We start from the raw sequence: 24515 nt of genomic DNA on the forward strand, positions 1-24515 counted from the left end.
CAGTCCTGCCAACTAGACAGACTGAATCACTGGTATCTCTGAGTCGCAACCGCGGCCTTTTTCAACGGAATCGGCCATGAACGGACATCTCAGCTTGCCCGGATCTCGTTCGTTCGGCCCGCCTTCAAAATGAGCGTGGCCCCTCTTCTACGACAGGCATTGCGCCAGCGAGAGGCGCGCTCGACGACTCATCGGATCGCTGCTCCTGAGCTCCGACGCGCCGCAAACACACCATACAACGGAGTTATTCAAAATCGCGCCGCAACGGCAACTTGGGACTGACGTCTGATGATGCATCTTTCAGGGCCTCCAAATCTCGGCCCACACCATGGAGAGACAAAATGGCGATGCTCGATTGGAACGACTACCGAAGCCAAATCCTCGCCCGCGTCGGAGAGATCGGCAAGCTCTCACCAGACACCGTCAAGGGCTACATGGCGCTTGGCGGGGCCGGCGCAAAGACCGGACACCTTGATGCCAAGTCGCGCGAGTTGATCGCGCTTGCGGTCGCGATCACGCTGCGCTGCGACGGCTGTATCACCGTTCACACCGCAGCAGCGAAGAAGCTCGGCGCCACGAAGGAGGAGATTGCCGAAGCCTTGGGCGTTGGCATCAGCGTCAACGCCGGCGCAGCCTTGGTGTACTCGACCCGCACACTTGACGCGTTCGATATTACCGCTTGAAGCGTCGGCAGTGTCGGTCGTGCTTCGCCCGTCCGCGATGCACGGCCGCTTGCCCCCGGCTGGTTCTGACATTGTCGGCAACATTGGAATGCCGAGCAGAGTTGCTGCAAGCCGCACCGGCTCTCCGAGAAGGTGGCACCGGGCTCAGAGCGCCCTGAAAACCATGGCCTGTGTTCCGAAATCCGTGAGCAGGGTCACTGTTTCAGCGAGCAAGTCATGAGACTGTCGCCAAGACAAGATGTTTGCTGCGATGCAGTTTCTTGGAGATGCACCCATGAACGTCATCATTCAGAAGCTCAATGGGCTATGGCACCTGATCGTCGGGTCGTGCCAGATCCGGACGCCATTCCTGGAGACTCAGGATCGAGAGTTGGTTGTTACGTATGCTCGGCGAGCGTACCCGGGGGCCAAGATTTTCGAGCGCTGTTGAGACAAGAGTTGCGCCTCGAGGGATGCAGTCTCTTTGTACGGGATTGGCGGCATCGCTGAAACGGCAGCCGTTGGCGGCAAAGCGGACATTGGGTAGGAACTTCCTAGGGCATGATCCGGAAAAATGTGGAACGGTTTTTTTCGCGACAAACGCGGAACGCGTTTGCGCGGAGATCGTGCTCAAACAACAACCCAGAGCGCGATGACGATTCATCCCGATCTCATCACGCTTTAGCCCTTCGCCTGACCTGCTCGCGATCATCCTGCGCCACAAACGCAAGCGTGGATAATTCGGCAATTGCCGCACCACGCATCGCCTCGAGACGGATCACTTGCGCTCGACAAGAAGGGGCCGCGCGCGAATGATCGTCTGATTTCGTTCAGATTAACCGCCCAGTAGCGTTGCCATCTGACGTCGATCGATGAGGTTGGGGTCTTGCGGCAATTGATGACCGTCCAATTCGGCGAGTTTTGCCGCTATATGCGGTCTAGCGACGACTTCCTGAGGCAACGCAAGGCACATCGCAATTTCAATGATGCCACGGAGGACGTCCGCGTCTTGGGATGATGCAAAAAGGAGCTTGGCCATGACTTGGTTGGGTGCGGGGACCGGCATGCCCTCTTCCAGTGCGCTCATTTCAGCGATCCGCGCGCGGTCCGCGGCGATCTGGTTTCGATAAAACGGGCCGACTTGGCTCTCGGTCTCAGCGTCGTATGCCCGGGAGAACGCTTCGGGATCGTCGATGTATCGGCGGGCAATATTGCGGAGTACCTGTGCGTGCAAAAGGCCAACGCTCAAGCCCCTTCCGGCAGATGGGTTGGTACACGCCCATGCATCACCTACAGCGGCGAATCCGGTGATCACGGGCTGACCATCGACGACAAACCGTCGGTACCGGTCGATAACTCCCGCCATCAGAAGAACGGGCGTTATTGGCTCGCCATCGAGCCAATGGGCGTGCCGCGGGCACGCGGAGACGACGCGATGGAATGTCGTCGTATCACGCAAGGCTCGCATCGCCTTGTTCTTCGCCGAGGTATACAAAGTAATTGACCAAGTATCATTGTCCCCGTCCAAGGTAAGGATCGAGAACAAGCCCATCGGCGTGAGCGCGCGGCCCATCCTGCGGGGCCGCTGCTGCCCGGAGAAATATCGTGTAAAATAAGCGAAGTTGCTGTCTTCGGCTTCCTCAATCGGGCTGCGGGCTCCCGCGCTGACGATCCAATCGCAAGCCAGGCTTCGCCGTCCCATGGCGTCGACTACCAGATCAGCGCGAATTTCTTCTCCGGATGTAGTACGTACCCCAGCAACGTGCGGCACACCGGGAACCGCCGAAGCGCCCGTAATCAATTCGCAAATCTTGGTCCCCCGACGAATACTCACGTTAGGCGCGGCTTGCGCCATTGCAGCCACGGCCCATTCTACGATGGGCCTCCGACCAGTGACGAAGGGTATGGTCTCGTCGCCCGGACGCGGCGTCCGGTCCGTTATGGACGGCGGAAGGGATCGGCTGTCGAGATAGTCCACCCAAACGCAGCCGGCTCGAAGCAGATCATCCGTCAAGCCCGGCAATTCCTGATCGCTGATCATCCGAAATCGCGAACTGAGATTATGAGGTTGCCTGAATTGGGCAACTCCGGGGCGTTCCCAGGAATCCCATCCCTCGGCAGATGCAATAGGTTGACCTGCAGAGTCAGCCTCTAGGACTGTGACGTCGTGGCCGTCGCGGCCAAGCATCATCGCTGCGCATAATCCAATCACACCTCCACCGCAAACCAGGATTTTGCTCATCGCCCTCTCCCTAGAGCTCGGTCAACCGCGGAAACGGGCGGAATCCTCATCGTCTTGCCACACGGCGAAACGACAACGACACCCACTCACGCAGGCAGGACTGACTCAAGACATAGGTCTATGCGGCGAACCGGAGGTTCAAAGCCCTCGTCCGCTTGCCTTCGGAGCCTGGTGTCACAGGCGACGTCTCATTGGTCGCCTATGGGGCAAAACCGGCGATCAGCGCAATCATCGCATTATGTCCGATCTCCCGTACGTTAGTTGTTCGGCCCAGAGCCAAAAAGGAAACGTTGGTCAGACTCTTCTTTGCGTTTCAGAACTGATGGTAACGCAAACTGCGCCAGCCGCGCCTTGCCGCCACAACTGGCATCGCCCCAGAGATCAGCGGCGAGACGGCCATCAGGGCGTTCCCACTGAAGGCCGTGTTGTATCTCTTGCGGGTGGGATGTTCAGCCAACCGGTCCGGGGATCCAATAGTCGCCGGCAAGCGGGCTAACTCTTACGCTGGAAATTACCCCGAGCTGCAGGCTTGGATCGAAATGGCGCATCGTCCGCTCATTGAGGTCAATGATGCGGCCTGGCCTTAGTGGTCCCACGTCATTTATCTTGACGATGACTTTCTTGCCCACGGCCTCGACGAGGGCATACTTCGGCCTCACGCCAAATTGGACCCCACCAAATTTCTGACGCAGGCTCGTCTTGATGGCAGCCGCCCAAACGGAGGGATCATAACGCTCGCCGGAGGCTGTGTTCGGACCGCCCTCCTCCTTGCCGGGCTTGAATGGATTATACATGGATGCTGCGCCAACGATCGCATTTCCACAGGCGGCATTGACTACAGCGCTTGAGTGAACTCCACCCGATTCACTTCGGGCAACGGTGACGGAAACGGCAAGCGCAACCACGGCGCCGCAAATTGCGGCGCTCGAGCGGAACACCATCATAACTCCTTTGATTTTCTCGATCGTCCGGTTCCCCGATGCCGCAAAACATGGTCAAGCGAACGCGGAGCGTTCACGAACTTGCGCCGATATTTTGCGGATTCGTGCCAACTCTGGCGGCGGAACCGTTGCGGGAACCAGGGTGGTTCCTCGCACATTGTTTTAAGTTCTCACCGACTAAGACAGAGAATGCGTCAGCAGCATGACTGAATGGAACCTGGCGTGCAATGCCGCGTCGAGCCCTTCAGCGAAGCAATCGAGTCCGCGCGGCGATGCGCCTGTTTTGCTGATTTGCACGACGTAGGAATGTCTTACGCCGCGCAAGGTCATCTCCCGCCGGCGACGGTCGTTCTACTTTGCATGGGGTTGTTTTCGATGTTTTGGTGGGAAGCGTCTCGATGAACCGTCTCACCCGCTCTTCCGTTGCCGCGCACTCGCCAGCAACACCAGCATGAACGACGCTGCCGTCATCAGCGTCGAGATCGCGGCAATGGTCGGATCGATCTCGTCGCGGAGTGCGGTGAACATGCGCTTGGTCAGCGGCTGGTACTGACCACCCGAGATGAAAAGCGCGATGATGGTCTCGTCCATCGCCGAGATGAAGGCGAAGATCGCGCCTGCCACCACGCTGGACTTGATCTGCGGCAGCGTCACCACGAAGAAGCTGCGCAGACGGTTCATACCGAGGCTGCGCGCGACCATCTCCTGCGCGGGATCGAAGCTTTGCAGACCCGCGAGCACGGAGATGACGACGTAAGGCAGGCCCAGCATCACGTTGGCGAGCACGAGACCCGGCAGCGTCGCGACCAGCCCGACCCTTGCATAGATGAAGAAGATGCCGACCGCGGTGATGATGATCGGCACCACGAGTGGCAAGAGCAGCCCCATGTGGATCATGCGCATGATGCGCAGCTTCGACTGGCTGATCGCGTAGGCCGCGGCGACGCCGAGCGGGGTGGCAATCACGACCGTGAAGGCCGCGACGATCAGCGTCACCTGCGTCGCCTGCATCCAGGCGGGGTTCGAGAAATATTGCTGGTACCAGCGCAACGACAGCGAAGGCGGCGGGAACGTCAGGAAGCGCGCGCTGGAGAACGAGATCGGCACGATGATCAGGACCGGCAGGATAAGATAGATCAGCACCAGCGCGCAGGCCGCGATCAAGGCGATCCGGGCGGGCGAGACTGTTCTCATTTCTGCCCCAACACGCGATCGAGCGAGACGAAACGGCTGACAACGAAGAAGATCAGGAGCACGCTGAGCAGAAGGACCACGGCGACCGCGCTGGCCGCGCCGAACTGGTTGTAGAGCTCGACATTGCGGCTCACCAGCATCGACACCATCACCGTGCGTCCGCCGCCGAGCAGTTCCGGCGTGATGTAGAAACCGAGGCAGAGCACGAACACCATGGTCGAGCCGGCGAGCACGCCCGGCAGCGACAGCGGCAGGAAGACGCGGAAGAAGGTGAGCGCCGGGCTTGCACCCAGGCTGGCGCCGGCCTGCATCAGATCGCTCGGAATCTTCTGCATGGTGGCGTAGAGCGGCAGCACCATGAAAGGCAAGAGGATGTGCACCGTCGCAACCACCGTGCCGAAAGTGTTGTGGACGAGCGCAAGTGGCTCACCGATCACGTCGAGGTAGCGCAGGAGCTGATTGATCACACCGGTGCGCTGGAGCAGCGCGAGCCAGGCATAGGCGCGCACCAGCACGCTGGTCCAGAACGGCAGTACGACGAGCGCCAGGATGACGACGCTCCATGCCTTCGGCACCGCGTTCGCGGCATAGGCCACGGGATAACCCAGCACGAGCGCGAGCACCGTCACCAGCAGGCTGATCTCGAAGGTCAGTGCGAAGCTGCGCCAGTAGATATCCTCGGTGAAGATGCGGCGATAATGCTCGAGCGTGAATCCGTCGTGATAGATCGACTGCCAGGCGAGCCATCCGACCGGCAGCACGATCAGCAGAAGGATGACGAGCAGCGCCGGCGACACCAGGGCCAGCATCAGGCCGTCTTCACGGCGTTGATGTCTGAGCGAAGGATCTGGTTTTGATGTCGTCAACGCTGCCTCGCTGGTTCACTTCTGCATGAACGCGGCCCAGCGCTTCTCGGCCGCCTCGCCCGCCGGCGACGACCACCAGGCGTAAGACATCAGTGCCTGCTTCGCTGCGTTCGCGGGCTCGCTCGGCAATTGCGCAGCGCGCTCCGGCTTGATCACGCCGGTGTCGAACGCCTTCGGGTTGCCCGGGCCGTAGTCGATGTTCAGCGGCAAATTGGCCTGATGCACGGGATCGACGGCCTCGTTGAGGAACTTCACGGCCGTCTCGAGATTCGGCGCTCCCTTGAGAATGCAGAGCGAGGTGCTCTGCAAAATGCCCTGGTTGTAGGTGAAGGCGACCTTGGCGCCTTCCTTGGCGACCGCGCTGACGCGGCCATTCCAGGCCATCTCCATGTCGACCTCACCGTCATTGAGAAGCTGCGCCGACTGCGCGCCGGAGGTCCACCACACCGTGATGTTCGGCTTGATCTCTTCCAGCTTCTTGAAGGCGCGCTCGACGTCGAGTGGATAGAGCTTGTCGGGAGCGACGCCGTCGGCCATCAGCGCGGCTTCCAGCGTTGCGATGGGGTGGTTGCGGAGCGCGCGGCGCCCGGGGAATTTCTTGACGTCCCAGAAATCGGCCCAGCTATTGGGCGCATCCTTCGGGAACGTCTTCTGGCTGAAGGCGAGGACGCTGGAATAGAACTCGTAGGACACCGAATAGGCATTGCGATAGGCCTCAGGCATCGCGGCAGCATTCGGGATCTTGGAGAAGTCGAGCTTCTCGATCAGCCCCTGCTCGCCGCCGCGCAGGCAATAGCCGGTCGGCGTGTCCACCACGTCCCAGATCGGCTTACCGCTGCCGACCTGCGTCTTGATCGCGGGCCAGGCGTCGGGAATGGAATCCTGGTTGATGGTGATGCCGAGCTTCTTGGCGGAGGGATCGAGGATCGCCACCGTCTGCGCCTGCTGATAGGCGCCGCCTTGCGAGACGAAGGTGATCTGCTCACCGGCACCGGCCGCCGTGCTAGCCAGTCCAAACGCACCGAGCGATGCGCCCAGGACCGCGTGTCCAAAACTGAAGCCCAATTTCGTCATCCTCGCCTCCTCTGTCGTCAAAAGAAACTCACTGCCCGATCGCATCCAGCAACTGATACCAGCCGGCGACCATGCGCACGGCGGGCTCGCGGAGCGAATAGAACGGAATGAATTTGAGACGTCTCGCATCGAGCAGCCCGACATCAGGCTTTTCGCGGCGGACGAAGGCCGCGAGATAGCGGCCCATCAGGCTCGACATCGCCACACCCGCGCCATTGTAGCCCATCGCGAATAGCGTGCGCTCGTCGAGGCGGCCGATATGCGGCACCGAGTCCAGCGTCATTCCGACGAGGCCCGACCATTTGAACGCGAGCGGCACGTCCACGAGATCAGGGAATATTCCGACCATCGCCTTGCGCAGCGCCTCAAATGCGGCTTCCGAATCCTGCTTGCCGAAGGCGCCGCGGCCACCAAAAATCACGCGATTGTCGACCATGCGGAACCAGCGCATCATGCGCTTGGTCTCGGTGTAGGTGCGGCCCGTCGGCATCAGCCGTCCCGCGAGATTGCGCGGCAACCGGTCGGTCGCGATGATCGCGCTGCGGAACGGGATCAGTGTGTGCTGCAGGTGCCGCGTCGCATCCGTCAGGTCGGAATAACTGTTGGTGGCGATGATCGCCTGCTTTGCGCGCACCGTGCCTTGCGGCGTCTCGGCGACGAGACCGCCCTGCTCGCGCCTAAGCTTTAGCACCGGCGTATCCTGGAAGATGGAAACGCCGCGACGCGCGATGCCCTCGGCGAGGCCACGCACATAGTTGAGCGGATGGATCCCGCCGGAGCCGGGATTGAGCACGCCTCCCACGAAGACATCGGAGCCGGTTTCATCACGCACCTCGCGCTTGTCGAGGATACGGACCTCAGCATCGCCCATCTCGCGCTTCATCCAGTCGGCCTCGTCGATCGCCGCCCGGAGTGTCGTCTCGTTGTGTGCGGCCTTGACCTGGCCGGTGCGCGTCAACGCCGCACTGGTGATGCCGAATTCGGAGACCAGTTCCTCGACAATATCGGTCGATTCATGCGCGATCTCGTACATGCGCTTGGCCATCGCGCGGCCATGCGCGGCGTCGACCTCGCGAAACGACAGGCGGAATTTTGCGGTGATCACGCCGCCATTGCGGCCACTCGCGCCCCAGCCGGGGCGGTTCGCCTCCAGCACGATCGGCGACAGACCGCTCTTGGCGATGTGGTGCGCCGCGGACAGGCCGGTGTAGCCCGCGCCGATGATCACCACATCCGCCTGATGCTCGCCCGACAGGACCGGAAACTCGTGAGCAGGCTCCGCCGTGCTCGCCCATAGCGAGTTGGCGGATGGCTGCGCGATCCAGTTCCCTGTCATGCGTCCACTCATGCTCACGCAGCGCCGACGGCGGCGTCGGCGAAGGCCTTCATCGTGGGAAAATGGAAGTCGGGCTTGGTCAGGGTCGGCACTTCCGGCGTTCCGCCGAAACCGGCGAGACCCTGGCGCCGCTCGATCCAGCACACCTTGTAGCCGAGCTTCCGCGCGATCCCGATGTCGTGATACTGGCTCTGCGCGACGTGCAGGATGTCCGACTGCTTGTAGCCGAACGCCGACTGCCGGCCCTTGTTGTAGGCGAAGAATTCCGGATTAGGCTTTGCAACGCCGGTGTCGTCGGCACAGACGGTGTCGTCGAAGGGATTGCCGAGCGCATGCGCGTAGCAGGACAGCGCGACGCGATCTGCGTTGGTCATCGCAACCAGGCGGAATTTTGTGCGCAGACGCTTCAACGCTTCAACCGAATCCGCGAACGGTGCCCAACGCAGCACCGCGAGCTGGAACACATCGCAGGATGCGTCGTCGGCCGGAAGACCCAGCTCCTTGGCGAGATAGCGATAGACGTGAAACATCACCTCGCTGGAACGTTCGGGATTCGCATCGCGGCCGCGCTTGTAGGAGGCGAAGATCTTGTCGTCGCTGAGTTCGGCCGGCGTCTTGCCCGAGATTCTGCGCACCGCCGACAGCACGCCGGTCTCGAAATCGATCAAGGTGCCGACGACGTCGAAGGTGAGGACCTTGAAATTGCTGAACGGGGCTTGGGACGACATTGGGCTTCTTCTCTTTGGTTGGAGCAAGGCTGGAGCTAGTCCACCCTCGGCACGACGATGGTGTCCTCGGGATGAAGGGTGACGGTGAGATTGCCGCCGACTGGCGGAATGCGGCGATAGGCTTCGTGATGGGCCGGCTGGCGCAGGCTGAGCGCAGCGCCGTCGGCGAGGCCGAGAAAGATGCGCAGGCTCTCGCCCTGGTAGACGATGTCGGTGACGCTGCCGGTCAACCGGTTGCGGGTCCCATCGCCTGCGCCGTCGTCAATCAAGAGCTTTTCGCTGTGCACTGCGAGCATCAGCGCATCGCCCGGTGGGATAGTCCGGGCGCTGCGCAGCACGAAATTGCCGAGCGCGACGCTGCATGAATCAACGCGACGGACGGGCAAGAGAGTGGCTTCGCCGATGAAGCTCGCGACGAAGGAGTCCGCGGGGTGATCGTGCAGGTGCGCGGGCTCGTCGATCTGGATCAGCTTGCCGTCCTTCATCACGGCGACACGGTCGCTCATGGTCAGCGCCTCGCGCTGGTCATGCGTGACGTAGATGATGGTGGCGCCGATGCGCTTGTGCAGCGCACGCAGCTCGATCTGCATGGATTCGCGGAGCTGCTTGTCGAGCGCTGAGAGCGGCTCGTCCATCAGGATCAGGCGCGGCTCGAAAATCATCGCGCGCGCCAGCGCCACGCGCTGGCGCTGGCCGCCGGAGAGCTGCGCGGTGCCGCGATGCTCGTAACCGGACAGCCCCACCATGGCGAGCGCGGCTCGCACCCTGTCGGGCCAGGTCGATTTCGGCAGGCGGCGGGCGCGCAAGGGGAAGGCGACGTTCTCGCCGACACTCATGTGCGGGAACAGCGCGTAGTTCTGGAACACCACACCGATGTCGCGCTTGTGCGGCGGCATGTAGGTGACGTCGCGGCCGCCGAAATGGATCGAGCCGCTCGATGGCAGGATGAAGCCACCGAGGATTCCAAGCAGCGTGGTCTTGCCGGAGCCGGACGGGCCGAGCAGCGAGACGAACTCGCCGGCGCCGACATTGAGCGACACGTCATCAAGGGCGCGAACCGCGCCGTAAGCCTTGCTTGCGGACCTGATTTCGACGCTTTCCGCTCGTTTGTCCAACGATCGACCCTCGTCACGCCCCTGGGCGGCGCGCCTCACTGCACGCCATAAGCTTGCTTTATATACAGACCGGAGATCAGCTTGCGATTGCAGCATCATGAGCACGCAATCTTCTCTTACAAGCCTTGTCTTTAGCCTGTCATGCCAATGACACCAGACTTGGCAAAACTCGGCAATTGCCAAATTCTTACCGGTCGCATAACATCAAGTTATGCCCGAGCTCCGCCGGATGCTGCCCTCCTCCAATGCCCTGTTCGTCTTCGACGCAGCTGCGCGCAACGGCAGCTTCACCGCGGCAGCGGCGGAGTTGAACGTCACGCAGCCGGCGGTGAGCCGGATGCTCGGCCAGTTCGAGGAGCACCTCGGCGTCCGCCTGTTCGACCGCAAGGCGGGGCGCGCGGTGCTTACCGAGGAAGGCGAACTGCTGTACCGCCGCGTGCTCGAAGGCTTTCGCAGCATCGAGACCGGGTTGATCGAGATCGAGCGGCGGCGCAAGGGTACCGAGACGGTCACGCTCTCCGTCTCTTCCGCCTTCACCACGCATTGGCTGATGCCGCGTATCGACAAACTGCAGCGGCATTTTCCTCAAGTTGACCTTCGCTTCCAGCTGATCTCAGGCGCGCTGCGGGGACCGGTCGAGAATGTCGATCTCGGCATGCGCTTTCGCGACCGCGAGGAGCCTCACTCCGGCGGCACGCTGGTGATGAAGGAAGTCATGTTGCCAGTGTGCAGCCCCGGTTACATGAGCGAGGCGGAGGCCGCGGAGGGCAACACCGTGATCCGGCTCGCCGAGACGCCGGGCGACTGGGCGGCGGACTATCCAAAGTTTCTCACCAAGCGCCGCGGCCCGGCCAAGGCGCTGAGCTTCACCGACTATGCCGTCGTGGTACAGGCCGCTCTGCTCGGCCAGGGCATCGCGCTCGGTTGGCTGACCGTCGCCTCGCATTGGCTGCTCACCGGCGCACTGGTGCCGGCGTCCGATGCGCTCACGACCACGCGCCGCATTTGCGAATTCCTGCCGCCGCGCAACCGGCCGATGCGGCCTCTTGCCGCCGAGATCCGCGACTGGATCATCGCGCAGATGCGCAGCGAGATCGCGGCAATCGACCAGTTGTATCCCAAGCTCGATCTGATGGCCGCCTGCTATTGAGCGGGTGTCAACGCGGCGCAGTAGCGGTCGGGAAGATGATCGCCGATCCCAGGCGGCAGGACGACGGAGAGATCGCCGAGCGTATCCCTCCGCGCATTCTCCGAGAAACCCAAGAAGAGATTGCGGAGCCGTTCACCCACCCCGGCGTCTGCCTCCGGCTCGTCCGAGCCGAAAGCGGGCTTTGCCGTATCGGCGCTGAACTTGCTACCCGAGGCGCAGCCCAGATAGCCGCCGACGTGGTGAAATCCGAGCAGCGGCGGGGGCACTGTGGGAACGATATCAGCACCGTGGACCAGACGGTAGCTCGTCGCTCCGAACGTGATGTTGTAGGGTGCGACGAAGTCGGCCCGGCCGACGCGCGGACAGCCGAATAGATAGATCTGAGCGTTGCCAAGTTGAAGCTCCCGGCGGGCGAAATCCGCAGTGACCACCGCGATCGCGGCGCCCAGACTGTGTCCGGTGATGAAGACCGGCGAACCACTGTCGCGTGCGGCCGCAAGCGCCCCCTTCGCGTCGTTCCAGACGGCCGCCGCCGCATCGCGAAAACCCTGGTGCACAGCCGCCTGCGGCCGGCCCAGCGTGAAGTCGCTGACCCAGTTCAAAAGATGGAGGGGATCCGTACCCGCGAAGGCCACGATGGTCGCATCGTCTCTTTTGACGATGACTCCTCTCGTATCCGTCATCGGTAGCGTCGATACCGCGGGCTTGCTCAACACCCTGACTTCAGAGAGCTGCAAGAGCTTGGAAACGGACGCGATCGTCGCAGGTACGTGGGTCTCGTAGGCAAGCTGCGACATCCACATCATCGCGCGCGCGGTGCCGAGATTGAAGGTATCGGACGTGTTGAAACCGGAGAAGGCGGCCCGATCATATTGCTCAGGCGGACGCTCGACCAAGAAGCTCATGTTCGGCTCCTATAAATGGCCTGTGGCTGCAATGCGTCGATCGAAATGCAATGCAGCCACTCTGACACAAAAAGGAACCGGAGACAATCTCTGCGAGCAAAAGCAACAACTCTCGCTACGAAAGAAATGCGACAGCCGAACGTCCCTATTGATGCTCAATCGCCCTGATCGCGCCGCGCAGCTCGGCGAGGCCGCGGAGGCGGCCGATCGCGGTGTAGCCGGGATTGGTGCGCTTGGTCGCAGCGAGATCATCAAGCATGCGATGACCGTGGTCGGGGCGGAATACGATCTGCTTGTCGGGCGCGCGCCGCGCGTTCTCCTTCAGGAGCCGCTTGAGCACGGCGACCATGTCGACGTCGCCATCGAGATGATCGGATTCGTAGAAGGACAGACCGTCGTCCTCACGCTTGGTCGCACGCAAATGCGCGAACGCGATGCGCGGGCCGAAGCGCTCGGCCATTGCCGGCAGGTTGTTGTCGGCGCGCACGCCGAGCGAGCCCGTGCACAGGCAGATGCCGTTGGCTTTCGACGGCACGGCGTCAAACAGCGCCTGATAGTCGTCGGCCGTGGAGGCGACGCGGGGCAGGCCAAACAGGGGGCGCGGCGGATCGTCCGGGTGTAGTGTCAGGGATACGCCGAGCTGCTCCGCCACTGGCGCGACGTGTGCGAGGAATTCGGCGAGATGCTGGCGCAGGATCTCTGGTGTGATGTCGCGGTACTGCTCGAGCCGGTCGCGGAATTGCGGAAGGGTCATCGGCTCGGTGGTCGAACCCGGAAGCGCGCTCGCGATCACCATGACGAGATAGTCGATGTCAGCCTGGCTCATCTGCTCGAAGAGTTTCTTCGCACGGGCTTGCTGCTCAGGCGAATACTCCTGGAACGCGGCGGGACGCTTGAGGATGTGCAACTCGAACGCGGCAAAGCGATCCCCGTCGAAGCGCATGGCACGCGCGCCGTTCGGCAGCTCCCATTCGAGATCGGTGCGGCACCAGTCGACCACCGGCATGAAATTGTAGCAGATGATCTTGATGCCGGCGGCAGCGACCGCCTCCAGGCTCGCGATCCACGCCTCGATGGAGCGGGTTGCCTTAGCCCCGAGCCGCTTGACGTCGTCGGGGATCGGGATTGACTCCACGACCGACCAGGTCAGTTGCGAGCGGCCAGGCTGCCCCTTCTCGATGAAATTCTTGCGTTCCTCGACGCCTTTGCGCGTCCAGGCCTCGCCGATCGCCACCTGATGCAGCGCCGAGACGATATCCGTCGCACCAGCCTGCCTGACATCATCGAGCGACACGGGATCATCGGGCCCGTACCAGCGCCATCCCTGCAGCATCATGACATTTCTCCCGGCTCAGTTTGCGGTCAGCACGACCTTGACGCTCTGCGAGCGGTCGAGCGCCAGCCTGAGCGCATCGGGCGCGGTCGACAAGGGACGCTCGGCCGTGACCAGCGACAGCACATCGACGCTGCCATCGGAAATCAGTTCCACCGCGGTCGCGAATTCGAAGCCGAAGCGGAACGAGCCGCGCAGGTCGATCTCCTTGGCCATCACGGCATTTGCCGGCGTCGGAATCTGGCCACCCGGCAGGTTGCCGATCTGCACCACGGTGCCGCCACGACGAACGATGCCAATCGCGCTGGCAAGGCCCGCGGCCGTGCCGGAGACCTCGAAGGCGACGTCATAGGGACGCGCCGCGGCTTGCGTCTTCAGGCCCTCCTCGCCGCCTGAGACGTTCTCGACGTGGGAGGCGCCGAGCCGGGTCGCGAAGACAAGCGGCGCAGGCGCGATGTCGGCGACCGTGATGTCGGCCATGCCGGCGCGGCGCGCGGCGAGCATGGTCAGGAGCCCGATCGGGCCGGCACCGAAGATGATACCGCGTTTGCCCTTGACGTCACCGGCGCGCGCGACGGCGTGGAGGCAGACCGCGAGCGGCTCGGCGAGCGCCGCGGCCTGATATGAGACGTGATCCGGGATCTTCACGCACTGTGCCGGGATCGCATCGAAGTAATTGGCAAAGCCGCCCTGCATGTGCGGAGTCTTCGAGGCCGAACCCATGAAGAAGATGTTTTCGCAGAGGTTCGGCCGGCCCTCGCGGCAGGCAACGCAATGGCCGCACCAGCGCGACGGGTTGACAGCGACGCGATCGCCGACCTTCAGGTTCGGCGCAGTTCCGGCGATCTCCACGACCTCGCCGGAGATCTCATGTCCGAGCACCAACGGCGACTTCACGACGAAATCGCCGGTACGGGCGTGGCGGAAGTAGTGCATGTCCGAACCGCAGATGCCCCCGGCACCGAAGCGGATGCGCACCATGCCCGCGCCGAGCTTCTCGAGCGGATGCTCGATCATGCGCAGGTCTTCGGGGCCGAACAGGGTTGCAGCGAGAGCGACTGAGGTCATTTGGAGAGTCCCATATATTTAGGCAGCCAGAGCGTCAGCTCCGGAATGTAGGTGATGGCGATGAGTGCCAGGATCAGCGGCACCAGCCAGGGCAGGATCGCCATGGTGGTGCGTTCCACCGAGAGTTTCGCCACGCGGGCCAGAACGAACAGCACCATGCCGAGCGGCGGATGCAAGAGGCCGATCATCAGGTTCAGCGTCATGATCAGGCCGAAATGGATCGGATCGATTCCGAGCTTCAGCACGATCGGCAGGAGAATCGGCACCAGAATCGTGATTGCCGCGATGGTGTCGATGAAGCAACCGACGAACAGGATCAGGATGTTGGCCAGCAGCAGAAACACCCATTTGTTATGGGTGACGCTGAGCATCCAGTCGGAGAGCGTCTGCGCCGCCTGCGACACGGTCAACAACCAGGCAAAGATCGACGCCGCGGTGACGATGAACAGCACCGACGCCGTGGTCTCGATGGTGTCGAAGGTCGCCTTCGCCACCGTCTTGAACGTCATGGTGCGGTAGCGCACAAGCCCAAGGAACAACGACCAGATCACGGCCGCGACGGCTGCTTCCGTCGGCGTGAACCAGCCGAGCGTCATACCACCGATCAGGATCACCGGCGCCATCAGCGCCATCACCGCGGAGAAGTCGAAGTACCAGTCGATCGCGAGCAGTGCGCCGAGGCCGATGACGACCGCCATGTTGGTCGAGACGCCGGCGAGCGTCATCAGCCAGATCGCAAGCGGGAAGCTGAAGACGATGATGACCTCGAGTCCGGCCGAGCCGAGCTGCGGCCAGGAGAATGGCGTGTCGCTGCCCCAGCGATTCCTGTGGGCGAAATAGGCAACCGTCGCCATCATGAACAGCGTCATCACCACGCCCGGGATGACACCGCCCAGGAACAGGGCGCCGATCGAGACGTTGGCCATCATGCCGTAGATCACGAACGGCAGCGACGGCGGAATGATCGGACCAAGAGTGGCAGACGCGGCCGTGACACCGACGGAGAATTCGGTGGTATAGCCGTGGTCCTTCATCGCCTTGATCTCGATGGTGCCGAGACCAGCGGCGTCCGCGATCGCGGTGCCCGACATGCCGGAGAAGATCACCGAGCCGATGATGTTGACGTGGCCGAGGCCGCCGCGCATCCAGCCAACCAGCGCGACCGCGAATTTATAGATGCGCCCCGTCACGCCGGCGATGTTCATGAGATTGCCGGCGAGGATGAAGAAGGGCACGGCGAGCAGCGGAAAGCTCTCGACGCCCGCGATCATGCGCTGCGCCAGCGTGACGTCGGGCGTGATGCCGCTGACCAGGATATAGAGCAGCGAGGACACCGCCATGGCGAGCGCCACGGGAAGGCCAAGCAGCATCAGGATGAGAAAGCCCCCAAGCAAGAGCAGCATGGCATCACCCTTCCGTTCCGTCGTAGGCACCTGGACGTTCGAGGATCGAATAGCCCTGCCGCCAGTTTTCCAATGCTACCTGCAGGGATCTGACGAACATCAGCACGAAGCCGAGCAGCGCGAGGTAGTAGACATAGTTCTTGGGGAAATTGATCGTAGTCATCGGCTCGTCGCCTATCACTTGGATGTAGATCCACACCAGGCGGATGGCGTAGCCGAAGAACGCGATGCGGATCAGATCGATCACTGTCGACAGCGCGCGCGCCGCGAGATGCGGCAGATAGCGGTAGACAAGATCGACCTGGATGTGCCGCGACAGCCGCACGCACATCGACGACCCGATGAAGACCACGCCGATCAGGCAATAGGTCGCAATCTCCTCGGTCCAGGCGTAGCTGTCGTTGAGCACATAGCGCGTGAAGAACTGGAGGAAGACGCAGAGCGCCATCACCCAGAAAATCGCGAGCGCCAGCCAGTCCTCGAAGGCGTAGTGGCCGAGATCGACCTTCGGCGTCGCCTCTTCCTCGAAGGTGTGGGCGATCTCGTCCGCGGTGATCTGCCGGTGCAATTCGGCGGTCGACATGTGTTTACTCCTCCCCAAGAGAACCGAACGTCATTCCGGAGCGATGCGTGAGCATCGAACCTGGAATCTCGAAGTTCCGGGTCTGGTGCTAACGCACCATCCCGGAACGACGACGTCTCTTCACTTCACCGCCTGGATGCGCTCCCAGTCGGCTTTGCGATAGCCGAAGCTCTCGAATGAGACATTCTTCATCACGGTGTCGCGGAACTCGTTCTTGTCGACCTCGGTCAGCGTCAGGCCCTTCTCCTTGAAGAAGCTGATCAGCTTGGCTTCGTTCTGCTTAATCTCCTCGGTCGCCTTCGCGGCCGCCTCCTGCGCCACGTCGGTGAAGATCTTCTTGTCCTCGTCGCTCAGCTTCTTCCAGAGCGCGCCCGACACCACGGTGTTGAGGTGATCGACAATGTGGCCGGTCAGAACAATGTGCTTCTGCACCTCGTAGAACTTCTTGGCCTCGATCGTGGTCAGCGGGTTCTCCTGCGCTTCGACGGTGCCGTTCTGGAGCGCCAGATAGACTTCGGCGAAGGCGATCGGCGCGGTGTTGGCGCCGCAGGCCCGCGGCATCGCGAGATAGGCCGGCACGTCCGGGACACGCATCTTGAGGCCCTTCATGTCGGCGCAGGTCTTGATCGGCTTGTTCGACGAGGTCTGGCGCACGCCGTAATAGGTCACCGCAATGATGTGATGGCCGCTCTTGTCCTCATAGCCCTTGGCGAGCTCCTTGAAGATGTCGCTCTTGGTGAAGGCGAGCAAATGATCCGCGTCGCGGAAGGTATAGGGATAGTAGGTCACACCGATCGGCGGAAAGCTTTTTGCGGCAAAGCTTGACCCGGAGATGATGATGTCGACCGAGCCGAGCGAGAGGCCTTGGTTGAGATCGGTCTCCTTGCCGAGCTGCGAGGCCGGATAGACGTCGATCTGGTAACGCCCGCTGGTGCGTTTGCCGATCTCCTGCGCGGCCCAGACGGAGGCCGTATGGAACGGCTCCGAGGTCTCGTAGACATGGGCCCATTTGAGCTTGGTCTGCGCCACGCCGGCATTGGTGGCAGCCAGCATTGCCGCGACTGAAGCCGCCAGCACCATCGTCATCTTCTTGATCACAGATTTTTCCTCCATTGTCTAAGTCCGCTTCTTGTTTGCCCGGTCCGGCGGTCCAGGCCACCCAACGTCATCGCCGCCGCGTGCCGCTGCCCGCGGCCTGCTTTTTGGGCGGTCGTTTTGGCTTTGACGGACGCACGGCCGATCGCGCCGCCCTGGCGCCGGTGGGCGCCGGCGCCGCGCCGGCCTCGGCTCCGAAATTTCGTGCAAAGCGTTCCTGCGAGCGTGACAGATGGTCGCGCATCGCGTCACGGGCAGCCTCGGGATCGCGCGCAGCAATGGCATCGCGCACGACGCGGTGCTCATCCAGCGCGGCGCGCCAGGTGCGCGGGCTTTCGAAGTAGCGAGCGAGCTGCGAGAAATAAGGATTGAGGCGCTGATCGAAGAGCTCGCCGACCACGCGCACCAGAACGGCATTGCCGAGACTGCCGGCGATCGCGATATGGAAGGCGCGATCGTGGACCATCGAGGCTTCGCCGGGTTGCTCGACGTTCTCCATCGCGATGAGGGAGGCGTCGATGCGCGCGATGTCGTCTTTCTTCGCCACGCGCGCGGCCTGCTCGGCGATGGCACCTTCGAGGAATTCGCGAGCGCGAAGCAGCTCGAACGGGCCTTCGATCAGGGCTGCGGGAACGGACGCTGCGGGACTAGCGGGCTCGATCACGTAAATGCCGGAGCCAACGCGGATGCGGACCCGGCCTTCGACCTCGAGCGCGATCAAGGCTTCGCGCACCGTCGGCCGCGACACTTTGAGCTGCTCGGCGAGTTCGCGCTCGGTCGGCAGCCGGCTTCCGACAGCGTACTCGCCACTGTCGATCAGAGCCCGCAATTGATCGGCGACCTGGCGATAAAGCCGTCTCGCCTCCACAGCTTCCAGCGGCACGCTGGCCTCCCTGAGAGAGGGCCGGTCCGGGGTAACGATCCCGTCGGCCCCGCCAATTTTGGAAAATTGGTCTTACCAATTGACCAGAGCATTGACCGAGGAAGGCCAGCATGTCAAGCAGCCGGAAAGCAAAGGGGGGGAGACGACCATGCGCATTGGCCGCGCCAATCTCGACCGGCTGCCGTCCGGCATCCGCCGCCCGGCCTATGACCGTTCCCGAGTCACGCCCGGCATCGTGCATCTGGGCTTAGGGGCCTTTCATCGCGCCCATCAGGCCGTCGTCATCGACGATTGTATCGCCGCCGGCGCGAACACCTGGGGCATCATCGGCGCGAGCCTGCGCAGTCGCGATACCCACGACGCGCTCTCCCCGCAGGATCATCTCTACACGGTCGCCGTGCGTTCGGCCGAAGGCACCGACTATCGCGTGATCGGCGCCCTCGCCGGCAGCGAGGTCGCGCCTAAAGACCCGGCGCGGCTGATTGCGAAAATGGCCCATCCCGCTATCCGCATCGTCTCGCTCACGGTCACCGAGAAGGGCTATTGCCACACGCCGCAGACTGGCGATCTCGACGAGCGGCATCCGGACGTCGTGCATGACCTCAACAATTTCGACGCGCCGCGTTCGGCAGCAGGGTTCATCGTCGCCGCGCTTGCGCAGCGGAGGACGCAAGGGCTTGCCCCCTTCACCGTGCTCTGCTGCGACAACCTCGCCGCCAATGGTCGCACAGTGCAACGGATCGTGACGCAGTTTGCCGCGCTGCGGTCGAAGGACCTCGGCAAGTGGATCTGCGAGAACGTCGCCTTCCCCTGCACGATGGTGGACCGCATCGTCCCTGAAACGACCGATGCCGATCGCACGGCTGTCTCAACCGCGCTCGGGATGCAGGATGCATGGCCGGTGATGACCGAGCCGTTCACGCAATGGGTCGTCGAGGACCATTTCCCCGCGGGCCGCCCCGATCTTGCTGCCGCTGGCGTCGAGCTGGTCACTGACGTCAAGCCGTTCGAGCTGATGAAGCTGCGGCTGCTCAACGCCAGCCATTCGGCGCTCGCCTATCTCGGCTATCTCGCGGGCTACGAGACCATTGCCGATAGCATGCGTGATCCGCACTTCGCGAGGCTTGCGGCTGAGGTGATGGAAGATGCCGCGGTGACGCTGACGATGCCGGCAGGCACCGATCTTTCCGCCTATCGCGCGTCGTTGCTGAAGCGCTTTGCCAATCCGGCGCTCCACCACCGCACCTGGCAGATCGCCATGGACGGTTCGCAAAAACTGCCACAGCGGCTGCTCGGCACGATCCAGGACCGGCTGCGCCGGGACCTGCCGATCGAGACGCATGCGCTCGCCGTCGCCGGCTGGATGCGCTACGTCACGGGAACCGACGAGCAGGACCGCGCAATCGATGTACGCGACCCGCTTGCGCGCGAACTCGCAGGCATTGCTCGCGAGCAAGGCCCCGTTGCCGAGCGACTTGCTCCGGCGTTGCTCGGCATCGGCAAGGTCTTCGGCCCGATGGGTACCGACCCGCGCCTGCGGGAGGCCGTGACCAACGCGCTCGGCAAGCTCTATGCGCGGGGTGCACGGCGGACAGTGGAGAGCTCCTGCTCCTGATACCAAAATCCTGACGGTCAGACGCCGAGCGCGGCTTCGCCCGGCTCACGCCCGGGCACGCTCAGATGAACCTCATGCCCCTGACGGATGGCGAGCGATGCTGCGGCGGCGGCCGACTCGAAGGCCGACTCCTTGGTCTCGTACTCACCATTGATGTTGCCGTCATGCAGCACACCCCATTGGTCGCGCACCGGCACGATCGCGTATTGAGCAAGTCCCATGAGTCCCTCTCCCGAGGCTCGATCCTGTTGCGTTCGCCGGATACAACGCTGGCCATGAGCCGCTGTTCCGCCGGCCAATCGACGGAAATTGCTCTTGATTTTTGGTCGCGCTTGGCCCACCCCGGGAGGGATGAGCAAGAGCGCGATCATCGCCGCCAACGCAGCCTTTTATGCCGCCTTCGCGGCCGGCGACGTCGCGGCCATGGAACGGCTGTGGGCGGACGAGGACAGTATCTCCTGCGTTCATCCCGGCTGGCCCGGCATCATCGGCCGCGCCACCGTGATGGGGAGCTGGCGCGACATCCTGCAGAACCCGAGCCGGCCGCAGATCGCTTGCGCGGAGCCGCATGCGATCGTCGAAGGCGACAGCGGACGGGTGTTATGCATCGAAATCGTCGACGGCACCGCGCTTGCCGCCACCAATCATTTCCGGCGCATCGGCAACGCCTGGCTGCTCGTCCATCACCAGTCGAGCCCGATCGCGCAGATCGTCGAGCAGACGCACGACGATCCATCCGGCCCGAGCCGCAGCTTCCACTAGAGCGCGATGAGATTGGATGAATCGTCATCGCGCTTTAGTCTATTGTTTGAGCATGATCTTTTCGGAAAACCGCTGCACACTTTTCCGGATCATGCTCTAGCGCCGGTCACCAGCTCGGCAGCACCGCGCCCTTGAACTTGGTCAGCACGAATTCCTTGACCTCGGGCGTGTGGTAGCTGTCGACGAGGATCTTGACCCACGGCTTATCCTTGTCGGCGGCGCGGACGGCGATGAGGTTGACGTAAGGCCCCTTTGGATCTTCGCGCAGGATCGGGTCCTTCACCGGATCAAGCCCGGCCTGCGTCGCGTAGTTGGTGTTGATCGCTGCTGCATCGACGTCGTCAAGGGCGCGCGGTGCCTGCGCCGCGTCGACCTCGATGAATTTCAGCTTCTTGGGGTTTTCGGTGATGTCGAGCACCGTCGGCTTGAAGCCGACGCCGTCCTTCAGCTTGATCACGCCCTTGTCGCGCAACAGCAGCAGAACGCGTCCGCCGTTGGTCGGATCGTTCGGGATCGAGACTTTGCCGCCATCGGGAATGTCGACCCAGTTCTTGTGCTTTTTCGAATAGACGCCGATCGGGAAATTGACGGTCAGCGCCACCGCCTCGATCTTGTAGCCGCGATCGGCCTTCTGGTTGTCGAGGTAAGGCTGGTTCTGAAACGAGTTGGCCTGGATGTCGCCGGCATCGAGCGCGGCGTTCGGCACGACGTAGTCGGAAAACTCGACGAGCTGGATATCGAGCCCGTTTTTCGCTGCGATCGGCTTCACCGCCTCGAGGATCTGCGCATGCGGCCCCGGGGTCACGCCAATCTTGATGGTCTCCGCCGAAGCTGCCGCCGACCAGGCGGCGAGCACGGTCGAAAGAATCAGAACGGAACGAAACGACATTCTTGGACTCCCACGGAATTCAGACGAACTGACCCGTCATGTCTCGCCTGACCGGCGAAATCAATGAAATGGAAATTTCAAATTTGCCGACGCAATAGGGCAGCGCTTCTCCGCATGAAGCCGAAAAGAAAATGAAGCATCTGGCAGCGCATCGCGCCGCCCGTTTGATCGATGCCGGTCAGCTCGCGCCGGAGCCGCCCTGCACGATCTTCTCGTTCAGCTTCTGGTCGACGGTATCGACCGTGCGGTCGATCTCGGCATTGGGCACGCCGAGCTGGTGAGAGATCAGCTTCACCAGGAGATCGACCCGCTCGATGAACGGCGCGCCGGCGGCGACCGCGCGAGCGGCAGACGACGGCTTGAGCAGGCTCTCCGCGGCTCTGGCGTATTTCTCGAACGGCACCTGATCCCTCGGATCGGCACCGAGACGCCGCGCGAGCGCATCGACGTGATCGTAGATCGATTGCGAGCGCTTCAGATCCGTGTGCACCGCATCGCGGATCGACTGCGGCTCGTGCGGCGTGATGCAACGGTAATTGCCGGTGAGCAGCATCGACCATTTCGCGAGCGGCACGAACAGCGAGTCGAACACCTTGAGCTTGACCGGCACGTCGTGGCCCTCGAGCGTCACCGCGTCGATATCGGCCTCGAGCTCGCGCAGCAGCTTGTTGTGCTTCTCGTCCTCGAACACCGACGCCTTGAAGTTGGTGGGCAGGCCGACATGCAGCACGTTCGCCGCTTCTTCCGGCGGACGGAAGGCTTGCGGATCCGGCGAGCAGAGCGTCACCAGGCCCGGCTTGAAGCGCTCCCACACCTGCGCATTGGTATAGGCCTCCTCGAGGTCCACGCCTGACAGCGCCGGGATGCGCTTGAGGTAAGGCAGCGGCGGCATGTTCATGATCGACAGGCAGGGAAGTCCCGCTTCCGCGATCTTGATCATGAGCACGCGCACGGTGTGATTGGTGTATTGCGGCTCCTGCATCGCAAGGCCGACGAGATCATAGCGAGAGACGTCGACATTGGCCGGCGTCACCGCGTCGAGCTTGCCGGGCAGGTCGCGCGAGAAGATCGCGCGGTGCGCCGCCTCGTCGCGCAGCTTGATACGCACCTCGGTACCGTCGCGATTGATCAGCTCGGCCGTCTTTGCCCGGCACACCAGGGTCACGTTGTGGCCCGCCATCAAAAGCTTGGTCCCCAGCAAGGAGCCGTAGGAGGCCCCAAGAATCAAAATGTTGCGCGCCATGCTCTCTCTTTCACAAACGATCTCTGGCCCAAGCGATCCCGGTCGTCCTGGGCGACGCGACGATGCCAAGCCTCTAAGCGCTGTATGGTTTTACGCCCCGCTACACCAGGTATTTGGTATGCCAGCAATGCACAGCGGTGTCCATCATGAATTGACGGCCTCGCAATCGCTCATGGGACGGCTCAATCCATCGCCCGCCCAACACTGCGTATCCGCGCCGACGCTGCCACATCCACCGCGGTCCCGTACGCTTCGTGGGACTCTCGAACGGTCGCCTTACTCTCAAGCTGAGGCGATTTGCCGTATTCCAAAAATCAGAATCCTTGCAGGGATCAATATCTCGCCGCTGCCTGCGCGCGCCACTCTCCCGCAACAAGCTCAAATTTGAGCGTTTCCGTTGCACCGACGTTAAGCCCAGTCCGAAGCGCGGCCCGGGGCTTTACTGCTCGTTCAAGCATGTGATGGCGAAATGGCGAGGTTTCCTCGAGTTGTTTTTGCTTTGAACATTGTCAAGCCGAGAGTTGCCCCCATGGTCGAAACCTCATCGCTCCTGCTCGATCTGGAAGAGACTGTTGCAAAAGGAAATCCCGAGAGCTGTCTGCGGGCGATGTGGCACGCGACCGATCTCTTGATCGCCGGAACCTATTCCGAGGATCAGATCTGGACGTTCGGCGAAATCATCGGCCGCCTCGCCCAGGAGATCGAAACGACGGCGCGCGCGCGGCTAGCGGGAAAATTGGCCGCCAGCAACAATGCGCCCTACAAGCTGACGAACCAGCTTGCCTCCGACGACTGCATCGATGTGGCCTGGCCTATCCTCAGGCAATCGCAGCGGCTGGACACCGAGACCTTGATCGCTTGTGCCAGGAGCAAGAGCCAGCAGCATCTGCTCGCGATCTCCCAGCGACAGTCCGTTCCGGAAGCCGTGACCGACGTCCTCGTCGTCCGCGGCGGCAATGAGGTCGTCAACTCAGTCGCGGCAAATAACGGTGCAAGCTTTTCGAATTCCGGCTTCCTGCACCTGGTGCGGCGTTCCGAAGGAGATTCGATCCTCGCTGAATCCGTCGGGCTGCGAAAGGACATCCCCCGGCATCTGTTCCATCAGCTTATCGCGAAAGCTTCCGCGGAAGTGCGTGAGAAGCTCGAGCGCGAGCGTCCCGACATCGGACCACAGATTCACCGAGTCGTCGTCGACATCACTGGCGCGGTGCACGCCAGGTTCGGCCCGGCTTCAAAGGATTATTTCACCGCCAAACGGACGGTCGCAAAGCTGCACGAACGCGGCGAGTTGACCGAAGACAAGGTCTTCGAGTTCGCCCACTCGCTCAAGTTCAACGAAACGGCCGTCGCGCTATCCTTGCTGTGCCCGTTGCCCGTCGACATCGTCGAGCGTGCATTGATCGAACGGGATCGCGAGCCTGCACTGAT

The 24515-nt window shown here is 62.5% G+C and carries 23 protein-coding genes; 5 read left to right on the forward strand and 18 right to left on the reverse strand.

Going from position 1 to position 24515, the window contains the following annotated elements; genetic code table 11:
* Positions 1-341 precede the first annotated feature (341 nt).
* Positions 342-683, forward strand: a complete 342-nt coding sequence (locus SO180_RS37590; protein WP_449383842.1) for a carboxymuconolactone decarboxylase family protein — start codon at positions 342-344, stop codon at positions 681-683.
* A gap of 814 nt (positions 684-1497) precedes the next feature.
* On the opposite strand, the gene SO180_RS37595 is transcribed toward SO180_RS37590, so the two are convergent.
* The 8 genes from SO180_RS37595 to SO180_RS37630 form a co-directional block, all read right to left on the reverse strand.
* Positions 1498-2904: an FAD-dependent oxidoreductase gene (locus tag SO180_RS37595; RefSeq protein ID WP_449383843.1), complete on the reverse strand. Its 1407-nt coding sequence runs from the start codon at positions 2902-2904 to the stop codon at positions 1498-1500.
* 449 nt (positions 2905-3353) lie between these two features.
* On the reverse strand, positions 3354-3848 hold the full coding sequence (locus SO180_RS37600; protein WP_449383844.1) for an RlpA-like double-psi beta-barrel domain-containing protein: 495 nt from the start codon (positions 3846-3848) through the stop codon (positions 3354-3356).
* A gap of 405 nt (positions 3849-4253) precedes the next feature.
* Positions 4254-5039, reverse strand: coding sequence for an ABC transporter permease (locus SO180_RS37605; RefSeq protein ID WP_449383845.1), 786 nt, complete (start codon positions 5037-5039; stop codon positions 4254-4256).
* Entirely contained in the window at positions 5036-5848 is an 813-nt protein-coding gene (locus tag SO180_RS37610; protein WP_449383846.1) for an ABC transporter permease, read from the reverse strand. The genes SO180_RS37605 and SO180_RS37610 overlap by 4 nt, the downstream gene beginning before the upstream one ends.
* Before the next feature lie 72 nt (positions 5849-5920).
* Entirely contained in the window at positions 5921-6979 is a 1059-nt protein-coding gene (locus SO180_RS37615) for an ABC transporter substrate-binding protein (protein WP_449383847.1), read from the reverse strand.
* 28 nt (positions 6980-7007) lie between these two features.
* Entirely contained in the window at positions 7008-8315 is a 1308-nt protein-coding gene (locus tag SO180_RS37620; protein WP_449383848.1) for an NAD(P)/FAD-dependent oxidoreductase, read from the reverse strand.
* Between the two features lie 14 nt (positions 8316-8329).
* Positions 8330-9043 carry an HAD family hydrolase gene (locus SO180_RS37625; RefSeq protein ID WP_449383849.1) on the reverse strand — a complete coding sequence of 238 codons (714 nt, stop codon included), beginning with the start codon at positions 9041-9043 and terminating at the stop codon, positions 8330-8332.
* 35 nt (positions 9044-9078) lie between these two features.
* On the reverse strand, positions 9079-10158 hold the full coding sequence (locus SO180_RS37630; protein WP_449383850.1) for an ABC transporter ATP-binding protein: 1080 nt from the start codon (positions 10156-10158) through the stop codon (positions 9079-9081).
* A 211-nt stretch (positions 10159-10369) separates the two neighbouring features.
* On the opposite strand from SO180_RS37630, the gene SO180_RS37635 reads away from it, so the two are divergent.
* Positions 10370-11308 (forward strand): LysR family transcriptional regulator, encoded by a 939-nt coding sequence (locus SO180_RS37635; RefSeq protein ID WP_449383851.1) that lies wholly within the window; start codon positions 10370-10372, stop codon positions 11306-11308.
* Here the strand turns inward: SO180_RS37635 and SO180_RS37640 are convergent.
* The 7 genes from SO180_RS37640 to SO180_RS37670 form a co-directional block, all read right to left on the reverse strand.
* Complete coding sequence (locus SO180_RS37640) at positions 11302-12213, reverse strand: lipase family protein (RefSeq protein ID WP_449383852.1); 912 nt, start codon at positions 12211-12213, stop codon at positions 11302-11304. The two genes, SO180_RS37635 and SO180_RS37640, sit on opposite strands and share 7 nt — an antisense overlap.
* 145 nt (positions 12214-12358) lie before the next feature.
* A complete protein-coding gene (uxuA, locus tag SO180_RS37645; RefSeq protein WP_449383853.1) occupies positions 12359-13549 on the reverse strand; it encodes a mannonate dehydratase in 1191 nt (396 codons plus the stop codon).
* Positions 13550-13564: 15 nt separating this feature from the next.
* Entirely contained in the window at positions 13565-14614 is a 1050-nt protein-coding gene (locus SO180_RS37650) for an L-idonate 5-dehydrogenase (RefSeq protein ID WP_449383854.1), read from the reverse strand.
* The gene (locus tag SO180_RS37655; RefSeq protein ID WP_449383855.1) at positions 14611-16017 is read right to left on the reverse strand and encodes a TRAP transporter large permease; all 1407 of its coding nucleotides are present in this window, start codon (positions 16015-16017) and stop codon (positions 14611-14613) included. The genes SO180_RS37650 and SO180_RS37655 overlap by 4 nt, the downstream gene beginning before the upstream one ends.
* A gap of 4 nt (positions 16018-16021) precedes the next feature.
* Entirely contained in the window at positions 16022-16600 is a 579-nt protein-coding gene (locus SO180_RS37660; protein ID WP_449383856.1) for a TRAP transporter small permease, read from the reverse strand.
* Positions 16601-16720: 120 nt separating this feature from the next.
* A complete protein-coding gene (locus SO180_RS37665; RefSeq protein WP_449383863.1) occupies positions 16721-17680 on the reverse strand; it encodes a sialic acid TRAP transporter substrate-binding protein SiaP in 960 nt (319 codons plus the stop codon).
* An 85-nt stretch (positions 17681-17765) separates the two neighbouring features.
* On the reverse strand, positions 17766-18578 hold the full coding sequence (locus SO180_RS37670) for a FadR/GntR family transcriptional regulator (protein ID WP_449383857.1): 813 nt from the start codon (positions 18576-18578) through the stop codon (positions 17766-17768).
* A 148-nt stretch (positions 18579-18726) separates the two neighbouring features.
* Here SO180_RS37670 and SO180_RS37675 point away from each other — a divergent pair, with 148 nt between their 5' ends.
* On the forward strand, positions 18727-20193 hold the full coding sequence (locus SO180_RS37675; protein WP_449383858.1) for a mannitol dehydrogenase family protein: 1467 nt from the start codon (positions 18727-18729) through the stop codon (positions 20191-20193).
* Between the two features lie 17 nt (positions 20194-20210).
* Here SO180_RS37675 and SO180_RS37680 read toward each other — a convergent pair whose 3' ends face one another.
* On the reverse strand, positions 20211-20414 hold the full coding sequence (locus SO180_RS37680) for a hypothetical protein (protein ID WP_027524742.1): 204 nt from the start codon (positions 20412-20414) through the stop codon (positions 20211-20213).
* A 130-nt stretch (positions 20415-20544) separates the two neighbouring features.
* Between SO180_RS37680 and SO180_RS37685 the strand changes: the two genes are divergently transcribed.
* Positions 20545-20955 carry a nuclear transport factor 2 family protein gene (locus SO180_RS37685; protein WP_449383859.1) on the forward strand — a complete coding sequence of 137 codons (411 nt, stop codon included), beginning with the start codon at positions 20545-20547 and terminating at the stop codon, positions 20953-20955.
* Between the two features lie 106 nt (positions 20956-21061).
* On the opposite strand, the gene SO180_RS37690 is transcribed toward SO180_RS37685, so the two are convergent.
* Both SO180_RS37690 and SO180_RS37695 read right to left on the reverse strand, forming a co-directional pair.
* Complete coding sequence (locus tag SO180_RS37690; RefSeq protein WP_449383860.1) at positions 21062-21844, reverse strand: MetQ/NlpA family ABC transporter substrate-binding protein; 783 nt, start codon at positions 21842-21844, stop codon at positions 21062-21064.
* Positions 21845-22022: 178 nt separating this feature from the next.
* Positions 22023-23087 carry a ketopantoate reductase family protein gene (locus tag SO180_RS37695; protein ID WP_449383861.1) on the reverse strand — a complete coding sequence of 355 codons (1065 nt, stop codon included), beginning with the start codon at positions 23085-23087 and terminating at the stop codon, positions 22023-22025.
* A gap of 529 nt (positions 23088-23616) precedes the next feature.
* On the opposite strand from SO180_RS37695, the gene SO180_RS37700 reads away from it, so the two are divergent.
* A partial coding sequence (locus SO180_RS37700; protein WP_449383862.1) for a DUF2336 domain-containing protein occupies positions 23617-24515 on the forward strand: 899 nt, incomplete at its 3' end.

The sequence above is a fragment of the Bradyrhizobium sp. UFLA05-112 genome (assembly GCF_053572325.1).

Coding starts and splice junctions, on each gene's coding strand:
- SO180_RS37590 (WP_449383842.1), top strand. CDS start 342: ATGGCGATGCTCGATTGGAACGACTACCGAAGCCAAATCCTCGCCCGC.
- SO180_RS37595 (WP_449383843.1), bottom strand. CDS start 2,904: ATGAGCAAAATCCTGGTTTGCGGTGGAGGTGTGATTGGATTATGCGCA.
- SO180_RS37600 (WP_449383844.1), bottom strand. CDS start 3,848: ATGATGGTGTTCCGCTCGAGCGCCGCAATTTGCGGCGCCGTGGTTGCG.
- SO180_RS37605 (WP_449383845.1), bottom strand. CDS start 5,039: ATGAGAACAGTCTCGCCCGCCCGGATCGCCTTGATCGCGGCCTGCGCG.
- SO180_RS37610 (WP_449383846.1), bottom strand. CDS start 5,848: ATGCTGGCCCTGGTGTCGCCGGCGCTGCTCGTCATCCTTCTGCTGATC.
- SO180_RS37615 (WP_449383847.1), bottom strand. CDS start 6,979: ATGACGAAATTGGGCTTCAGTTTTGGACACGCGGTCCTGGGCGCATCG.
- SO180_RS37620 (WP_449383848.1), bottom strand. CDS start 8,315: ATGACAGGGAACTGGATCGCGCAGCCATCCGCCAACTCGCTATGGGCG.
- SO180_RS37625 (WP_449383849.1), bottom strand. CDS start 9,043: ATGTCGTCCCAAGCCCCGTTCAGCAATTTCAAGGTCCTCACCTTCGAC.
- SO180_RS37635 (WP_449383851.1), top strand. CDS start 10,370: ATGCCCGAGCTCCGCCGGATGCTGCCCTCCTCCAATGCCCTGTTCGTC.
- SO180_RS37640 (WP_449383852.1), bottom strand. CDS start 12,213: ATGAGCTTCTTGGTCGAGCGTCCGCCTGAGCAATATGATCGGGCCGCC.
- uxuA (WP_449383853.1), bottom strand. CDS start 13,549: ATGATGCTGCAGGGATGGCGCTGGTACGGGCCCGATGATCCCGTGTCG.
- SO180_RS37650 (WP_449383854.1), bottom strand. CDS start 14,614: ATGACCTCAGTCGCTCTCGCTGCAACCCTGTTCGGCCCCGAAGACCTG.
- SO180_RS37655 (WP_449383855.1), bottom strand. CDS start 16,017: ATGCTGCTCTTGCTTGGGGGCTTTCTCATCCTGATGCTGCTTGGCCTT.
- SO180_RS37660 (WP_449383856.1), bottom strand. CDS start 16,600: ATGTCGACCGCCGAATTGCACCGGCAGATCACCGCGGACGAGATCGCC.
- SO180_RS37665 (WP_449383863.1), bottom strand. CDS start 17,680: ATGGTGCTGGCGGCTTCAGTCGCGGCAATGCTGGCTGCCACCAATGCC.
- SO180_RS37675 (WP_449383858.1), top strand. CDS start 18,727: ATGCGCATTGGCCGCGCCAATCTCGACCGGCTGCCGTCCGGCATCCGC.
- SO180_RS37680 (WP_027524742.1), bottom strand. CDS start 20,414: ATGGGACTTGCTCAATACGCGATCGTGCCGGTGCGCGACCAATGGGGT.
- SO180_RS37685 (WP_449383859.1), top strand. CDS start 20,545: ATGAGCAAGAGCGCGATCATCGCCGCCAACGCAGCCTTTTATGCCGCC.
- SO180_RS37690 (WP_449383860.1), bottom strand. CDS start 21,844: ATGTCGTTTCGTTCCGTTCTGATTCTTTCGACCGTGCTCGCCGCCTGG.
- SO180_RS37695 (WP_449383861.1), bottom strand. CDS start 23,087: ATGGCGCGCAACATTTTGATTCTTGGGGCCTCCTACGGCTCCTTGCTG.